This window comes from Dietzia sp. UBA5065 (assembly GCA_002415925.1).
Lineage (GTDB): Bacteria > Actinomycetota > Actinomycetes > Mycobacteriales > Mycobacteriaceae > Dietzia.
Genome location: DIAZ01000169.1, coordinates 6,624 through 22,865, shown reverse-complemented (window position 1 = coordinate 22,865; position 16,242 = coordinate 6,624). Strand labels below are relative to the sequence as shown.

General features: G+C 67.4%; 16 protein-coding genes and 1 pseudogene. 5 read left to right on the top strand and 12 right to left on the bottom strand.

Annotated elements, in window-relative coordinates; genetic code table 11:
• From B4M60_RS13745 to B4M60_RS13700, 10 genes and pseudogenes are all read right to left on the bottom strand, one after another.
• A pseudogene (locus B4M60_RS13745) lies at positions 1-548 on the bottom strand (hypothetical protein); the annotation flags it as partial.
• A gap of 38 nt (positions 549-586) precedes the next feature.
• A complete protein-coding gene (locus B4M60_RS13740) occupies positions 587-1,456 on the bottom strand; it encodes an alpha/beta fold hydrolase (RefSeq protein WP_291085151.1) in 870 nt (289 codons plus the stop codon).
• A 259-nt stretch (positions 1,457-1,715) separates the two neighbouring features.
• Positions 1,716-2,918 (bottom strand): lipase family protein, encoded by a 1,203-nt coding sequence (locus B4M60_RS13735; protein ID WP_291085148.1) that lies wholly within the window; start codon positions 2,916-2,918, stop codon positions 1,716-1,718.
• Positions 2,919-2,956: 38 nt separating this feature from the next.
• Positions 2,957-6,277: a DEAD/DEAH box helicase family protein gene (locus B4M60_RS13730; protein ID WP_349679631.1), complete on the bottom strand. Its 3,321-nt coding sequence runs from the start codon at positions 6,275-6,277 to the stop codon at positions 2,957-2,959.
• An 89-nt stretch (positions 6,278-6,366) separates the two neighbouring features.
• Positions 6,367-6,963, bottom strand: coding sequence for a PIN domain-containing protein (locus B4M60_RS13725; RefSeq protein ID WP_291085142.1), 597 nt, complete (start codon positions 6,961-6,963; stop codon positions 6,367-6,369).
• Positions 6,964-6,998: 35 nt separating this feature from the next.
• Complete coding sequence (locus B4M60_RS13720; protein WP_291085139.1) at positions 6,999-7,493, bottom strand: helix-turn-helix domain-containing protein; 495 nt, start codon at positions 7,491-7,493, stop codon at positions 6,999-7,001.
• Positions 7,494-7,574: 81 nt separating this feature from the next.
• Positions 7,575-8,459 (bottom strand): restriction endonuclease, encoded by an 885-nt coding sequence (locus tag B4M60_RS13715; RefSeq protein WP_291085136.1) that lies wholly within the window; start codon positions 8,457-8,459, stop codon positions 7,575-7,577.
• Positions 8,456-9,490, bottom strand: a complete 1,035-nt coding sequence (locus tag B4M60_RS13710; protein ID WP_291085133.1) for an endonuclease NucS — start codon at positions 9,488-9,490, stop codon at positions 8,456-8,458. The genes B4M60_RS13715 and B4M60_RS13710 overlap by 4 nt, the downstream gene beginning before the upstream one ends.
• An 80-nt stretch (positions 9,491-9,570) precedes the next feature.
• A complete protein-coding gene (locus B4M60_RS13705; RefSeq protein WP_291085130.1) occupies positions 9,571-10,077 on the bottom strand; it encodes a restriction endonuclease subunit S in 507 nt (168 codons plus the stop codon).
• Positions 10,078-10,085: 8 nt separating this feature from the next.
• The gene (locus tag B4M60_RS13700) at positions 10,086-11,543 is read right to left on the bottom strand and encodes a type I restriction-modification system subunit M (RefSeq protein WP_291085127.1); all 1,458 of its coding nucleotides are present in this window, start codon (positions 11,541-11,543) and stop codon (positions 10,086-10,088) included.
• Positions 11,544-11,632: 89 nt separating this feature from the next.
• Here B4M60_RS13700 and B4M60_RS13695 point away from each other — a divergent pair, with 89 nt between their 5' ends.
• Positions 11,633-12,316, top strand: coding sequence for an FxLYD domain-containing protein (locus B4M60_RS13695; RefSeq protein WP_291085123.1), 684 nt, complete (start codon positions 11,633-11,635; stop codon positions 12,314-12,316).
• Positions 12,317-12,624: 308 nt separating this feature from the next.
• Positions 12,625-13,524: an SDR family NAD(P)-dependent oxidoreductase gene (locus tag B4M60_RS13690; RefSeq protein ID WP_291085120.1), complete on the top strand. Its 900-nt coding sequence runs from the start codon at positions 12,625-12,627 to the stop codon at positions 13,522-13,524.
• A gap of 11 nt (positions 13,525-13,535) precedes the next feature.
• Here B4M60_RS13690 and B4M60_RS13685 read toward each other — a convergent pair whose 3' ends face one another.
• Positions 13,536-13,862 (bottom strand): hypothetical protein, encoded by a 327-nt coding sequence (locus B4M60_RS13685; RefSeq protein ID WP_291085117.1) that lies wholly within the window; start codon positions 13,860-13,862, stop codon positions 13,536-13,538.
• 337 nt (positions 13,863-14,199) lie between these two features.
• Between B4M60_RS13685 and B4M60_RS13680 the strand changes: the two genes are divergently transcribed.
• Both B4M60_RS13680 and B4M60_RS13675 read left to right on the top strand, forming a co-directional pair.
• Entirely contained in the window at positions 14,200-14,718 is a 519-nt protein-coding gene (locus B4M60_RS13680; RefSeq protein WP_291085114.1) for a GyrI-like domain-containing protein, read from the top strand.
• A gap of 115 nt (positions 14,719-14,833) precedes the next feature.
• Entirely contained in the window at positions 14,834-15,208 is a 375-nt protein-coding gene (locus B4M60_RS13675) for a nuclear transport factor 2 family protein (RefSeq protein ID WP_291085111.1), read from the top strand.
• A 21-nt stretch (positions 15,209-15,229) separates the two neighbouring features.
• Here the strand turns inward: B4M60_RS13675 and B4M60_RS13670 are convergent, their stop codons facing one another.
• The gene (locus tag B4M60_RS13670; protein WP_291085108.1) at positions 15,230-15,919 is read right to left on the bottom strand and encodes an AIM24 family protein; all 690 of its coding nucleotides are present in this window, start codon (positions 15,917-15,919) and stop codon (positions 15,230-15,232) included.
• Positions 15,920-15,957: 38 nt separating this feature from the next.
• On the opposite strand from B4M60_RS13670, the gene B4M60_RS13665 reads away from it, so the two are divergent.
• Positions 15,958-16,239: an Lrp/AsnC family transcriptional regulator gene (locus B4M60_RS13665; protein ID WP_291085105.1), complete on the top strand. Its 282-nt coding sequence runs from the start codon at positions 15,958-15,960 to the stop codon at positions 16,237-16,239.
• Positions 16,240-16,242: the final 3 nt, after the last annotated feature.

The following is a 16,242-nucleotide window of genomic DNA, read 5'->3' as shown; positions in this document are numbered from 1 at the left end:
AGGTCGCGGTACGGGCCGGCGGGCAGGGTGGCCGCGGCGCCCCCCACGCTCACCGCGACCGCGCCGGGCAGGGCGGTGAGCGCGGCGGTGACGGTGGCCACCGCGAGCTCGCACCTGAGCGTGTCGAGTCGGGGGTCCAGGTACTCGGGTTCGCCCGGCTCCCCGTCGTCCCCGACGGGTCCGAGCCGGAAGGCGGCCACGACGACCTGGGACCGATGCGTGTCCACCACGGCCTCGCCGCCGTTCCAGATGGCCAGGTCGCGGGTGTAGCGGGAGGCCTCGCCGTCGGCCACGGGTGAGTCGATCGGGGTGACGACGACCGTGGCGTCCTCGATGTAGACGCCGGTCGCCGGATCGTCGTCCGTGCCCGGGTCCACCTCGTAGGAGCCCTCGAAGATCTCCTCGAGCAGCTCGCCGACCTCGCGGTGGTCCGGGGCGGTGCGGTCGAGCAGCACGACCGCGACCGGGGTGCGCTTCCACGACAGGTCCTCGCCGGTCCGGGGATCGACGGGAGGCTGCGCGGGGTCGGGGTGCGGCGTCTCGGTCATGGGCCGAGGGTAGCGCTTGCGGGCGGCGGGCCGACCGGTCAGTGGAGCAGGAAGTCGATCACCAGGCGCTCGAACTTGTCCTTCTGCTCGATCATGGCCCAGTGCCCGCAGCGGGAGAAGGCGTGGAGCTCGGCCCGGGGAAGCTGGCGGAACGCGAAGTGCGCCTGCTCGTACGGCAGCATGCGGTCGTCGCGGCCCCAGATGAGCAGGGTCTCCTGGCGGATCTGCGAGGCCCGGGCGTAGAGCGGCGTGTACGCGTTCTCCGGCTTGAGGATCGAGCCGAAGATGCCGTACATCCGCTCGACGGCGCCGGGTGCGGTGGCGGCCTCGGTGCGCGCGCGGATCAGCTCGGGGGAGACGACCTTCTTATTGCCGACCATGGTGTCGACCCACGCGGCCATCTTCTCGTCGGTGGGCTCGGCGAGGAACTCGAACAGGCGGCGCGAACCCTCGCTGGGCTCGGGCGTGAACAGCGGCGCGGCCAGGCCGCCGGGGCCCATGAGCGCCATCTTGCGGACCCGACCCGGGTACGCGAGCGCGGTCTCGCAGGCGACGTTGCCGCCCATCGAGTTGCCCACGATGTCGACCTTCTCCAGGCCCTTGGCCTCGCAGAACGCGTCGATCGCCTCGGCGGCGATCATCGGGTAGGCCTTCTCCCATTCCAGGTCGGAGCTCTTACCGAAGCCGGGCATGTCCAGCAGGATGGTGTGGAACCGCTCGGCGAAGACCGGGAAGTTGCCGGCGAAGTTCGACCAGGCGGTGACGCCGGGGCCGGAGCCGTGGAGGAAGAGGACGGGCACGGAGTTCTGCGGCTCGGCGTGGCTGGCCTCGCCCGCCTCGTGATAGTGCAGGTCGAAGCGGCCGGCGGTGATGGTCTTGCTGGTGGACTCGAAGTCGAGGGCGCTCATACCGCCACGGTACTAGAACAGGTTCTAGAATCCACGGCCCTCGGCCCGATTCGCGGCCCCGCCCGGAAATAAGTCAACCGCGCGGGGAGTCCCTGACATCCCCGCGCGGCGATGCGGAGAACACTAACAGGAATTTTTCAGGTGACAAGTAGATAACGTTTATTGGGGTGTCGAGTGGGTGACGAGTCCCCGACGCTGTCCCCCCATGAGTTGCGCCGCTCACGAAGTTGGCACACTGTCCAGTTGCGGGTCGTGGTGCTCACCCCAGGACGCGCGAGAGGAACGCGGTGGCGTCCGGCGTCGCGGCGTACACGGTCCCGCTGTGGTCCCGGTCCGGGTACACGTGCAGTTCGAGGGGCTGCCGGTTCAACGTCATCTCCGCGGCGAGCGACAGCGCCGACGGGGCGGGCACGTCCAGGTCGAGCAGGCCCTGGCCGAGGAACACCGGCCTGTCGTAGCCGACCGCCGGGGTGCCCATGTACCGCTGCAGGAGGCCGAAGCCGTCGGGGATGTCCTTGAGCGGACGGCTCAGCGCCTGCGAGACCTGGAAGTCCCCGACCTTCTCGCGCATGGCCGAGTAGCAGAGCGTCTCGGCGGCGTCGACCATCTCGCGACCGGCCGGCGTGAGGAACCTGTTCAGGTCCAGCTCCGGGTGCTGGTCGCGGAACCCGGCGAGGATGTACATCGCGTAGAGGTTGAGCCCGGGCGGCAGCGACACCGGCGGGAATCCCGGGCCGCCCCACTGGAAGATCAGCTCTATGTTCGCCGGTGCGCCCGTGGCCACCACGCCCCGGTAGTCCAGCCCGGCCGGCGCGCCGAGTTCGGTGGCGCGGGTGGCGGTGACGAGCGCGGCCCCGGCGCCCTGCGACTGGCCCACGAGCGCCCACCTCGGCGAGAGCGGCAGGCCGTCCGCGCGCGCGGCGACCAGCGAGTCGACGATCCCACGCGCGGCGGCCTGCCCGTTGAGGTAGCTCAGCAGCCCGGGCGTGCCGAGGCCCGCGTAGTCGGCGGCCACCACGGCGTAGCCGCGGTCCAGCCAGTGGCCGAGGTACTCGGCGTCGCGCTCCGAGCGCGGCTGGGTGGACGGCGCGCAGTCGTCACCGAGGCCGGTGGTCCCGTGCGCCCACGCCACCACGGGCCACCCGCCCGGCGGGGGAGTGCCGTGCGGCAGGAACACGGCGGACGTGGCGATCGCGTTGCGGCCGTGCTGGTCGACCGTCCCGTAGGCCTGGCGGACGGCCCGGCCGGCCTGCGGCAGCGAGAGCGACGGGTCGAGCGGGACGGTCGCCGCCACCGCGCCCGGCGCGGGGATCGGCCGGTTCCACTGGCGGGTGTCGAGCCCCGACCAGGTCGGCGCGGGGTTCGGCGCCGCGGCGGCGGGGGCGGCGAGGGAGGCGACGACGACGAGGGCGGCGGCCGCGGACGCCAGCGGGCGACGGGAGCGGGTGGCACAGATGCGCATGGTCGAAGAATAGGCCGCAGACGCCTCCGAGTCGGCCGCTACGCGGCACCGAGTTCGGGCCGCGCCCGATCCCGGACTTCGTCGAGGATCACGAAGATGCGGTCGCCGGCGGCCCCGGGGAACAGCATGTCCGGTCCGGTGGGCGAGTGGTCGGTGAACGGGGATTCGTAGAGTCGGGCGGCGGGGACCACCCCGTTCGCCGTGAGTTCCTCCACAATGAGCTGGATGAACCGGATCTCGGTGGCGGAGTGCGTGGAGTCGGACAGGAACTCGGAGAACGCCTCTGTGGCCGCTTGGCGGTCGAGCCCGACGAGGGAGCGGACGAAGAGTCCCAGGCCGTTCGCCTCCTCCCGAGCCCGAGCGACGTCCTCGGGACCGCCCGCGCCGGAGTTGGCCAGCATCTCTTCCAGCGACGCCAGGTCGGCCGCGGTGAGCTGCTTATTCCGTCGCAACTTCTGAAGGGCGATGTGGTCCTCGTGCTCGAGGAGGTAGGCCCGGGACTTGGCCTTGAAGCGTTCCCAGTTGGTGCCGACCGCCATCCCGGGCAGCTCGACGATCGACCCCTCGCCGAGCTCGTCCTTGAAGTTGGTGTAGACGACCGCGCGCGCCGACTTCTCCAGGAAGCGCACGAGTCCGCGGATCCGGAGCCGCGCCAGCTCGAGCATGGACAGCGTCACGTCCTGCCACCACTCGTCCTCCGACACTTCGGCGAGGAGCTGCTGCTGCGCGGCGACCGCGGGGATGGTGGTCTGGGACAGCAGACTCCCGGCGATCTCCTGGATCTGCCCCCGCATCCTCTCGGCCGTCACGTGGTCGCCTTCGAGGACCGCGAGCTGAGTCCGGAGGAGCAGTAGATCGAAGCGCTTGGCCTGCTCGTCGTCGTCCTTCACGGTCGAGGGCACGCCCGCGAGGTGCTCGGCGACCTCTCCCGCGCGCTGGGGGGTGAGGCGGTCCCAGCGCGCCCAGTCCTGGTACTTCAGGACCCACTCGCGCTTTGGCCGGACGAGGAAATTGTCGAGGTTCATGCCGGCGACGATCTCGTGGAGCTGCCGGGCGGTGGCGTCGCGGAGCTCGGGTTCGACCGGGCTGCCGTCTTGGCCCGGGGCGGACTGATCGAGGGCTGAGTTGTCCAAAGCGCTGACGAGCCCGAGTCGCGCTTCGAACAAGCGCTGGCCCAGCGACTTCTGCACCGAACCCTCGCTGCCGGCACCGGGCTGGTTGAAGTATTCGAGGTTCATGCAGAAGTCAAAGACGTAGAAGTTCTTCTTGTCCTCCCCGGGCCCGTAGAGATCCGGGGCCAGGCGCGTTCCCCGGCCGATCATCTGCCAGAACTTGGACGCCGACCGGACCATCTTGAAGAACACGAGGTTGACCACCTCGGGGACGTCGATCCCGGTGTCCAGCATGTCGACGCTGATCGCGATGTGCGGGGACTTCTCGGTCTCTGAGAAGTCGTCGATGAGGCTCTGTGCGTACTCGGACTTGTAGGTGATGATCTTGGCGAACTCGCCCTTGTACTCGGGGTAGGCCAGGTCGAAGCGCTCCCAGATGAACTTGGCGTGGGCGTAGTTCTTGGCAAAGATGATCGTCTTGCCCAGCCGATCGCCACCCGCCACCTTGTGGCCGCTGGCCATGAGGGTGGCCAGCACCTTGTCCACGGTGTCGGCGTTGAAGAGCCAGCGGTTGAGTTCCTCGGGGTCGATGTCCGTGGGCGCCTCCTCGTCGCCCCAGTCCTGGAGATCCCACTCGTCCTTCTCGGCCTCCGACAATTGGTCGTAGTGGATGCCCTCGCGCAGGAACCGGGTCGGGACGGACACCCCGACGGGCGGCACCAGGTAACCCTCGGCCACGGCGTCGTCGAGGCTGTAGGCGTCGGTCGGGACGCCGTCCTCGAGGTGGAACAGGCTGTAGGTGTTGCGGTCGACCTCGTCCTTGGGGGTGGCGGTGAGGCCCACGAGCAGCGAGTCGAACCACTCGAAGATCGCCCCGTACTTCCGGTACACGGACCGGTGGGCCTCGTCGATCACCACCAGGTCGAAGTGCCCGGGGCCGAAGGCGCGGCGGCCGTCGTCGGTCTGGTTGATCAGGCCCATCATGGTGGGATAGGTGGAGACGTAGACGCGCCCCTCCTGGTACTTCTCGGTGACCAGGTTGACTGTGGTCGCCGACGGCAGGTGCGCCTTGAACGCGGACACGGCCTGGTTGACCAGGGCCACGCGGTCGGCAAGGAAGAGCACGCGCTTGACCCAGCCGGCCTTCATGAGCTGGTCCACCAGCGCGATCGCGACGCGGGTCTTGCCGGAGCCGGTGGCCATGACGAGAAGCGCCTCCCGCTGCCCTTGCGTGAAGACCGCGTCGACCGAGCGGATCGCGTGCTGCTGGTAGTGCCGCTCCACGATGGTCTTGTCGATGGGCGTCTGGGAGAGAGGCGCCCGTGAATGGCGCCGCTGCACGGTGAGCTCCAGCTCTCCCTGGGTGAGGAACCCGCTGACCCGGCGGGCCGGGTACATCGCGTCGTCCCAGAGCCATCGCTCGAACCCGTTGGAGAAGAAGATGACGGGGCGACGTCCGAACTGGGCCTCCAGACAGTCTGCGTAGAGCTTGGCCTGTTGCTGGCCGACCGTGGGGTCGGAGAGCGACTTCTTGGCCTCGACCACCGCCAGCGGCAGGCCGTCTTCACCCCAGAGCACGTAGTCGACGAAACCCTGCCCGGACTCGCTGGGCATCCCGGTGACGGGGAACTCGCGGTCCCGCGCGTCGGCCAGGTCCCATCCGGCCTCGCGCAGGTCGGCGTCGATGAACTGCCGTCGCGTCTCCGCCTCGCTGACGTCGAAGGTCGGCTCGGGGGCGGCCTTGGTCTTCTGCGCTTGCTCGACCTTGGCGATGAGCTCGTCGATCTGCGACTGGAGCGCCGAGCTGTTGGCCTTCTCCGCCGCGAGGGCGGCGTCCTTGGCTTCGAGGACCTTATTGAGCTGGGCGAGTTCCGCGGCGGTGAGCGGGGGCTGGCCGCCCGTGGCGGCGGGTGCGGGGATGAGTGAAGGATCGTACGACGACGAGGTGGGCACCTCATCGGGCGTGGACGAATAGCTGTAGGCCGCCCATTTGAGCAGGTCGTGGAGCTGCCGCAGTATCTCGACGGCGGCGTTCTGCTCGATCGCCTTCTTGTCGTGGACCGCGCGGTTGCCGGCCCTGCGGATGACCGTGGCCTTGGAGACGATCTCGGGACCCACGGAGGCGATGAACCCGGGGTCGCCGAGTCGCCCGCTGAGGTCTGAGTTGTACGGCAGCGGGAGCCGCTCGAGGTCAAAGATCACAGCGACGACCTGCTCCAGGACGCGACGGGCATAGAACACGCTCACTCGCGGGTCCGTCCGACCGTTCGATTCAGCCTGGACGGCATCGGCTCGCACGCTGCCCCACTCAGCGGGGACGAAGTCGAAATTGGAGGTCATCGATCGTCTTCTCTCATGCGGGACAGGGCCGACCGGAGGATGTCGGCGGTGGTCGAGCGCAACTGCCCCTTGAGTACCAGTAGACCGAGGATGTCGAGTTCCGATTGTGGTGGTTTGCGGCGACGTTCGCTCATCGCGAGTAGGGCCATTGCGGCCTTGCCGGGGTCGGCGCAGACCATGTCGTGAAGGAACGACGGCGCGTCCTGGGTACGGATTCCAGAGGGCAGGAGGCGGTCAGGAAGGTCTGTGAAGTTCGCTGTGACGATGACCTCGGCTCCTCCGGCGACGGCTGCGGCCACGAGGTGCTCGTCGTCGGGATCAGGCAGGCCGACAGGCGCCACGAGAGTGGAGCGGGACTGGCAGACCACCTCGAAGCTCTCCCGGAGTTGCGAGGCGAGGAACGCTGCTCTTCTCTCGGCCACGGCGCGGTCGTGACCCTGCTTCATGAGCTTGCGCGTCTCGACGTCCTCGATCTCCTCGATATTCGGCTCGGTGAGGACCAGTCGATATGAGTCGAAGGCGACCAATGACAGCAATAGGTCTCGCGTCAAGCCGTTGAACAGCACACAGGTGTCGAGAACGGCAGCAAGCACACGTCACATTGTGGCAGCCGCCCTCGATCCCGTGGTCAACCCCGGTCGATTCGCTTCCGCCGCGCCGCCCGTGCTTCGGCGAGTATGCCGAGCATCTCTTCGGGCTCGAGGTCCTCGTCCAAGTCAGCCTGCGTGGCCGCGATCGCCGCGAGCTGACGGTCGCGGCGCTTGCGGCGATACTCGATCACGTCGTCGAGCAGCAGCATCCGCCGGTTGCTGGTTCGAGTGCACGGAATCTCCCCCGCGTCGATCAGCTTCACCAGTGTCGGACGACTCATGCCCAGCAGGTCGGCCGCCTGTTGGGTCGTGAGGCTCTGAGACTGCGGGGTCACGGTGATCGCCTTGCCGACCCGCATCGCGGCGACGACCTGAGTGAGGATGGCGTTGATCTCGGCCGGCAGCGCAACCGAGTGAGAGCCGTTGACCAAGGCGAATGTCGGGGCGTCACCCGAGTGCAGGAGGTCATCGATTTCCGCGACGCCGGCATTCTCGCTGGGAAGGTAGGTCTTGGGCTCGAGCAGTGTGGTCATCGCTTCTCCTTGCATCTGCAAGAAGCGTAAGCCGGTTTCGAAACTTTCGCAAGAGGCGTCGAGTGGCCCGCACTCAGCGGATCACTCGAAGAAGTCCTCGTCCACCTCGACGATGTGGACGGTCTGTGTCACCTGCACCCCCACGCCGTAGCGGATCATGAGCGAGGCCAACCGCGGGCCGTCGATGAGCACGACTCGCGTCGGGACGGAATCAGCGTAGGCGCGGGCACCGCTGCTGAAGCGCGCGGTGGTGATGAACACGCCCTGGTTGGCCTGGTTGCCGTGGAGGGCGCCGACGAAGGCCTGGATCGTGGGCCGGTGGATGGTCGCGTCGAGGGCGAAGCGCTTGGCCTGCACATAGATGCGACTCAACCCGAGAGCGTCCTGGTCGACGATCCCGTCGATCCCGCCGTCGTTGGAAAGCTGGGTGCGGGAGGCCGTGCCTTCGGCGCCGCCGTAGCCCATGGCCATGATCAGGTCGAGCACCGCTTGCTCGAAGAAGACGGGCTCGTTCGCGTGGAGCCGATTAAGCAGGTCGGTCGCGACAGCAGAATGCAGGCGTTCGACACCGAGCGACACCTGCTCCACCGGGTCCAGTTCGGCCGAGTCATCGGGAGGATCGATCACCGGAGGGTCAGGAATAGGGCCGCCGAGCGACGCGAGATCCTTCTCCTTGATCCCGTGCGGATGGTCAGCGCACAGCTTCCGCCCCGCATCCGTAATGCGGTAATGCCCACGTACTGGTCGTTCAGCGGCACCGGCGCGGTAGAGGTACGACAGAGCCCAATTGGCGCGATTGCGGTACCGCTGCTGGCCGGAGGGGATGGTCTCCAGTCGCTTCTCTGCGCTAACGCCGAGCAGATCGGCAGCGGAAGTGCAGATGTCGCGGGCGCGGTGGACCTCACCGTCCAGGAGCACCTGCAGCGCGGGGGCCATGTACTGGTCCCAGGTGGGATCGACGGTCATCGGGTCTCCTCAAGTTGGCCCAGATCGAAGTGCTCGCCCAGCCGGTCCAGGGTGAACTCCTGACGGAGCTTGCACGCGCTGTTCTGGTTGGCGAACATCCCCTTGACCCAGAATGCGTCGGACTGTGGCACGGCGACTGTCCACTTCACCGGGACGACGTACTCGTCGTCGTCGCTCTCATCGCCGTTCTCGTTCACGCCCGCGGGCGAGTGCCGGTACGAGGCGTTCAACTTCTGGTCCCGCAGCCGTTCCCACTGGCCGTCGACCTCAACCATCGCGTCGTCGAATCGCGTGGCTTCCCGCAGCACGGTGCCGACGGCCACGTAGCCGCGCTTGGGGATGTGGACGTTGACCCGGGCGCCGACGGGAAGTGAGCGCAGCGATCCGGAGTACCAGCTCCCGCCGCCCGCGGAGACGAATCCGTACCGGCGGCCGTCCTCCCAGGAGCGGCTGCCCTCCTCGCCGAAGGAGACAAACCAGTCGATGCCGTTCCACTCCGCCTTCTTGCCCTTCGCGCCCCGGGGGCCCGACGCTGATCGGTGGGCTCCCTCGTCGTCGCCAGCCAGCCACGATCGTGCGAGGTAGCGGCGACCGTCGTCCTGGAGGTGGGTGAAGAAGACGACGTTGACGGGTACGCCGAATTCGCGGAGGTAGGTGACGATCCGCTCGGAGGACGAGTCGAGCTCGGTGGCCACCACGACAAGGTTGATCGACCCGTTGATCTCGTCGGGAGCGGAGATGCCGAACACCTCCTCGAACGCGGCCTCGAAGGGAGCGTCCAGCTGCGCGTTGGCCAGCTCGATGACGGTCTCGCGGTCGAGGGTCGAGACCCACGAGCCGTAGTCGAGCACCTGTGCCACCACGTCGCGGGGCGTCTTGTCCCGCTTGAGCTCGAGGACGTGCAGGTTGCCCTCGATGTCCATGGCCAATAGGTCGATGTACTTCCCGTACGGCGTCCGAACCTGCCGCCCGACGACGAGGAGGCGCTCACCCAGGAGCGTCGGGTCCTGCTCGAGGAACTCTTCGAGCATGGACTCGGTGGGCAACTGGCTTGCGCTGAGCCGCCGCGGCGTCCGGCCGTCGATCCGCCAAACCCCCATCTCTACCGGCATCAGAGCTCTCCGTGGAATACGCGAGAGCGCAGCGACATGGCGAGCTCGTCGGACAGCGAGAGCATCTGGAGGCCCCTCGCGTAGAGGTCGTCTGCGTGATTCAGAAGCGCTGCGATTCGACGCTGTTCGTCAATTGGCGGACGCGGAATCGTCTTTTCTTTCAAGATCTTGAAATGCCGAGAGTAGCCGAGCGCGGGGAACTGAACACTTCGCAGGAAGTGGTAGACAAAAATTGAATCCCAGCCACTCTGAACTTTCAGTACTTTCACGCCATCGGCGCCCATGGCGAATGGAAAATCGACGTACTTGAAGACCTTTGTATGATCACCGAACACGATCACTGGACCTTCTGATTGGTGAAGAAACTCCAGATTGTCGGTATAACCGCCCACCAAACTCTGGCCTTGGTCAATTATCGGAATCGCGCCCTCGGAAAGGTAGTTCCGCTGTAGTACTTTCTGATTGCCTCGGGTTATGTCGATAATTGCTTCATCGAACTGCGCCATCGGCCACGTCATGAAAGTGCCGCCTTCAGCTCAGCTAATCCCCGGTGGATTTCGCCCTCGAGCGCGACCAAGTCGGCGATGATTTCTAGAGAATCTCGGTTCGCTCTTTCCTCGGGGGGAGCATCCCTGTAGCGGTGGATCGACAAGTCGTAATTTTGGTTCACGATATCGGACTTGGGCACGAGGAAAGACTGCTCTGTATGGGTGCGGGATCTTTCGGCATCGCGGTTCTTCCAACGGGCAAGCACGTCCGGCAAGTCGTTGGCCCCGACGGGGTTGCGCTTGTCATCGAGGGAGAAGCCGTCGGCGCGGACGTCGTAGAACCACACGTCATCGGTGCCGCCGGAGTCAGTCTTGGTGAAAAACAGGATGGCGGTCGACACCCCGGCATACGGCTTGAACACACCCGAGGGGAGCTTGACCACGGCGTCGAGTTTCTGCTCCTCGATCAAGCGTTTGCGCAGAGACTTATACGCGTTCCCCGAGTCAAAGAGCACTCCGTCGGGCACGATCACCGCCGCGCGCCCGCCCGGCTTGAGCAGGCGCAGGAACAGAGCGAGAAAGAGCAACTCGGTCTTCTTGGTCTTGACGTCCTTGAGCAGTGCCTTGGACGTGGATTCGTAATCCAGACTGCCTTTAAAGGGAGGGTTGGCGAGGATCAGTGTGTAGCGACCCTCGGTGTCCGCCGCGACCTCGGAGAGTGAGTCGCGGTATCGGATGTCCGGCGACTCGACGCCGTGCATGAGCATGTTCATGCTGCCGATGCGCAGCATGGTGGAGTCGAAGTCGTACCCGTGGAACATCGAGGATCCGAAGTGCTTCCGCTGGGCGGCGTCGGTGAGAACGGTCGGATGGTGCTCCCGCAGGTGCTCGGCGGCGGAGACGAGGAAGCCGGCCGTGCCGCAGGCGGGATCGCAGATCTCATCGCTCGGCTTGGGATCCGTCATGGCCACCATCAGTTGGATGATGTGCCGCGGCGTGCGGAACTGGCCGTTCTGACCGGCCGAGGCGAGTTTGCCCAGCATGTACTCGTAGAGGTCGCCGTTGGTGTCGCGGTCCTGCATCGGCACGTCGTCGAGCATGTCGACGACCTTGCTCAGCAGCGCCGGGGTGGGCACCGTGAAGCGGGCGTCCTTCATGTGCTCGGCGTAGGTGGACCCCTCGCCGCCGAGTTGCCTCAGGAACGGGAACACCTCGTCGTCGACGATCCGGAACATCACGCCCGGCTCTGCGTTCTTGAAGCGTGACCAGCGGAGCTGGTCCTGGCCTGGCTTGAACGTCGGGTCGACGAGTGGCTCGCCCAGCCGCCTGGCCTTGTTCTCCTGCAGCGTCTGCAGATCGTCGAGGCGGCGGATGAAGAGCAGGTACGTGATCTGTTCGATCACCTCGAGCGGGTTGCTGATGCCGCCCGACCAGAAGGCGTTCCAGACGCCGTCGATCTTGCTCTTGAGTTCACCGGTGATCATGTGGCCATCGTATCCAGCACGTGCGACCTCCCCCGGGGAACTCCCAGGGCGGTGGGGAAGGGGTGGAGCCCCCGAACTAGCGTATTGCTATGCGCCTATTTGCCCTCGTGGCTTCAACTGCTTTCTTGTTAACTGCATGTGGAGAATCTGCGGACGATCCTGGGGGAAGCGCGGACGGCGGTGCTGCGACACCTGATTCGCCAGCGGCAGTCGAGCTTGTAGCCACGGGGTTCGGCCAGCAGGACGGTTACGTCCAAGGGATTGCTGTGGTCACCAGTGAAGATGAGAACGCGGTGGGCGAGTTCGTCACTGTCAGCATGAATTTCCTCGACTCGTCCGGCGGAATCTTAGGTACAGGCGACCAGGTCGAGTCGATGGCCTGGGCCGGACAGGAGCTCGTACTTCCGGTGTGGTTCGATCTCAGCTCGACACCAGGCGCCGAGGTGGCCGAGGTCGATGCGTCGGTGTCGATTAGCGACTACGGGATGACCCGCCAAGTGGTCGATCCGATTGAGCCGGTGGCTTCGCGAGAAATAAGGGCTAATCAGTACGGCGGCACCACTGCAGTATTCGAGCTGACGAACCCCTCGGGCGCAGACATGAATAACGCGCGGGTCGGAATCGTGTGCTACGACCAGGACGAGAAGATCAATGGCGGAGCCAGTGACTACCCCAGTCTCATCGCGGCAGGTCAGACGGTGCTCGTTGAGGCGGACGTGACGACTTCCGGCGTGCCTGAGAGGTGTGTGGCGCACACAAGCTACGAGCAGTAATCCCGTCCCGCGCGATCAGCCCCTCCAAGAGATCGGCGCCCGTACGGCCTTGGGGCGAATCGACTTCGAAGGGGCAGATCTCGCGTAGTGAGCAGTGTGCGGCCCGCGCGCGTCCACCCGCTGGGTTTAGGCGCCCCTGGTGGTTGTGAACGCGCCCGGCCGGCGTCATTGACTGGCGGCAGACGTGTCCGGAGACCCAAGCATCCGGGCGGCCGCGTTGAAGGATACCGTCCTCGCGACGAGCGGCCCCACTACGCCAAAAGGGGTTTTGGCGGGGCTGTCAGCGGCGCATCCGTAACGTGTTCCACGTGAAACCCAGGAGCATCGACATCCCGGACCTGCGCGGCCAGACGTGGCTGATCACCGGCGCGACCAGCGGGGTCGGGCTCGAGACCGCCCGGTCGGCGTCCGCGAGCGGGGCGCGGGTCATCCTCGCAGTCCGGGACACCGCGCGCGGACGCGAGGTGGCGGCCGGGCTGCCCGGTCCGGCGAGGGTCGTGGAGCTCGACCTGGCCTCGCTGGCGAGCGTGCGGCGAGCGGCCGACGAGCTCACGGCCGGCGGGGGCGAGCCGATCGACGTGCTGGTCAACAACGCCGGGACCATCACGCCGAGGCGCAGGGAGACCGTCGACGGCTTCGAGATGCTCCTCGGCGTCAACGCCCTCGGCCCGTTCCTCCTCACCGCCCTGCTGCTCCCGCTGGTGCGCAGACGCGTGGTGATCGTGGCCTCCGATGCGCACAAGGCCGGGACCCTGGACCTCGACGACCCGCATTTCAGGGGCCGTCACCGCCGCTGGACCGCCCCGAGCGCCTACGCGCAGTCCAAGCTCGCGGACATGCTGTGGGGGCTCGCGCTGGACCAGCGGCTGCGGGACGGGCGCGCCGGGGCCGGCCCCGCCGGTGTGGACGTGCAGTTGACCCACCCCGGCTGGGCGGCGACCGGCATCTCCAACGCCAGCGGGAACGCCGTGGTCGATCGGGTCGTCACGGGCGTCTGCTCGGTCCTGGCGCAGCCCGCGAGCCAGGCGGCGCTGACCACGATGTTCGCCGCGACCAGACCGCTGCCGCCGTGCAGCTACACCGGCCCGGACGCGATGCGGAACCTCCGCGGGACGCCCACACTCATCGGGCGCAGCGCGGAGGCCTCCGATCCGTCGAACGCGGACAGGTTCTGGGAGTTCGCGCGGTCCGAGACCGGGTCTCCCTGAACCGGGTCTGTCTAGGTGGAGGGCTTGTCGCTCCCGCCCGAGGGGGCCTGGGCGATCTTGCTCGCCATCTCGACGGCCTTCTGGGCGATGCGCAGGGCGTCCTCGGTGGTCTTCCGCACGGCCTCGGCCACGTCGCGGGCCTGGTCGCTGAGGTCCGGACCCTCGGTGTCGTCGGGATTGCGGCTGACCATGCCCGCCACCTTGTGGGCCAGCGTGCCGGCCATGGCGGCGGCCTCCTGGCCGACCTTGGCCAGGTCACGGGCGGTCAGCTCGATCTGGCTGGCCATCTCGCTGGCCTTCTGGCCGATCTGGCCGCTCGACGTCTGCTCGTCACTCATGGAAACCATCCTCTCGGCGCTGACAGCCGGTGCCGGCGCACTGTACTGACGCGTCCGACCAGCGAGGGGATCCCCGGATCTCGAACGCGAACCAACGGACCGAGCATGTCACGGAGCCGCCCGCGAAACCTGAGTAATTGATTTCTAATTCAACTGGTCGAGGAGGGGATAGTCGGCCGGGCCGCGAGGCGCGCACACTGGGACTCGGAACCGTTCCTCCGAGAGGGGCCACACAATGTCAACGTCGTCATCGTCGTCCCCCGGTACGTCACACGGTCGGCCCCCCACGACGGGGGACGACCCGCCGCACGGGTACCCGGACCTCGGACCCGACCCCGTGACCGGGGTCCGCGTGCTCGCCGTTCCGGCCGTGCCGACCGCGGTGATCCGAGCCGTCGGGGTCCCGATGGCGACCATCGGCCGGTTCTTCGACTCGGCGTTCGGCACCGCGTTCCCGGCGCTGTTCGCCGCCGGCGTCATCCCGGCCGGGCCCGCCTTCGCGCTCTACACGCGGACCAGTGAGGAACCCGAGTTCACGGCCGACCTCGAGGTCGGCTTCCCCCTCGCGCGGCCGCTGGCGGAACTGCACACCGGGGAGCCGATCGAGTCCGGGGGGATGCGGATCGTCGGGTCCGAGCTCCCGGGCGGCGAGGTCGCGGTGACCAGCCACCTCGGCGCCTACGACGAGCTCGGGCAGGCGTGGGGCGGATTCATGGGCGAGATCGGGGCGATGGGCCGCGCGCCGGGTAGCCCGTTCTGGGAGAGCTACGTGACCGAGCCGTCCCCGGACCTCGATCCCGCCACCCTGCGCACCGACCTCTTCTGCATGGTGCGCACCCCCGACGACGCGGCCTGATCCGCGACCGTCACGGAGTCGCCACCCCGCCGCGCCCGACCGTATGGACCCACGGAACAAGAACACGTTCTAGGCTGGTGAACGGTCTCGTCGTCGTCAAGAAAGGCCCCCCACCATGAGCGCCTCCCCCGAACAGATCCGGTCCACCGCGGACGCCTACCTCGCGGCGCTGACCGCCGGCGACCTCGAGGCCGTGTTGGACCTCTACGCCGAGGGGGCCACGGTCGAGGATCCGGTCGGCGGCGGCACCGTCCACCAGGGCAAGGCGGCCATCCGGGAGTTCTACGCCAGCGTGGTGGCGCTGCGGATCGAGGGCGAGGTGCTCGAGGCGCGCGTGTGCGGCAACGACCTGCTGTTCAACTTCGAGATCACCACCCACTTCGACGGCGGCGCCAAGGCCACGATCAACGTGTGGGACCTCATGACCCACGACGAGCAGGGCAAGGTCGCCGCGATGCGCGCCTACTGGACCCCGGAGAACATGAGCTGAGCCGGGACCGGCCGGGGGTCGCTACGATCCGCTCTGGCTGCCGGCACCCTGGGGCACGTTCTCCGAGGGCTGGACTATCACCACGCCCTGGCCGCCGAACGCCATCTGGAACGTCTCGCCGCTACCGCCGCGGAGCATGGACTTGATCCCGCCGGTGTCGATCTTCACGTCCATCGTCACCCCGGCCGTCCACAGGACCACGGCCTGCGCGTCGGCGAAGGTGGGCGCCGAGGCCACGTCGAGCGCCACGGGCTGGCCCTTGGTCGTGACCGCCACGAACCCGGTGCCGCGCAGCGACACGTTGTACAGTCCGCCGGTCATCATGGCGCCCTTGGCGGCGATGCGGTTGATGTCCCACTGGATGCCCTCGGAGAACGCCAGGATGCTGGCGCCGTTGACCGAGATCATGTCGTTCTCCAGGTAGAGCACCTGGATCTCGGAGGCCCGGTCGGCCAGGAACAACTCGCCCTGGCCGGAGCACCGCATCAGCGGGACCCCCTCGCCGGTGGCTGCGGCCTTGAACATCTTCCCGATCCCGCCGCTGCCGGTGTTCTCGAAGCCGATCTGCCCCTGGTAGGCCACCATCGAGCCGGCGCGGGCCATGACGGTGCCGTTCGGGATGGTCACCTTGAGCATCTTGGAGTTCTGCAGGGCGAACGGGCGGTCCGCCTGCGTCTCCCGCGCGGTCTGGAAGAGCTCCCCGTGGATCATGGGGTGGACGCTACGCCGGCTGCACTAGCCTTGGGGCCATGATCACCGCCATCGTCTTTGTCCACGCCGAGACGGCGCGCATCCCCGAGGTCGCCGAGGCCATCGCCGAGATCGAGGGGGTCTCGGAGGTCTACTCGGTCACGGGGACCATCGACCTCATCGTGCTGGTCCGGGCCCGCCGCAACGAGGAGGTGGCGGACATCGTCTCCGACCGCCTCAACAAGGTGCCGGGCGTGGTGAACACCGAGACGCACATCGCCTTCCGGGCGCTGTCCAAGCACGACCTCGAGGCCGCGTTCTCGCTCGGCTACGACGACTGAGCC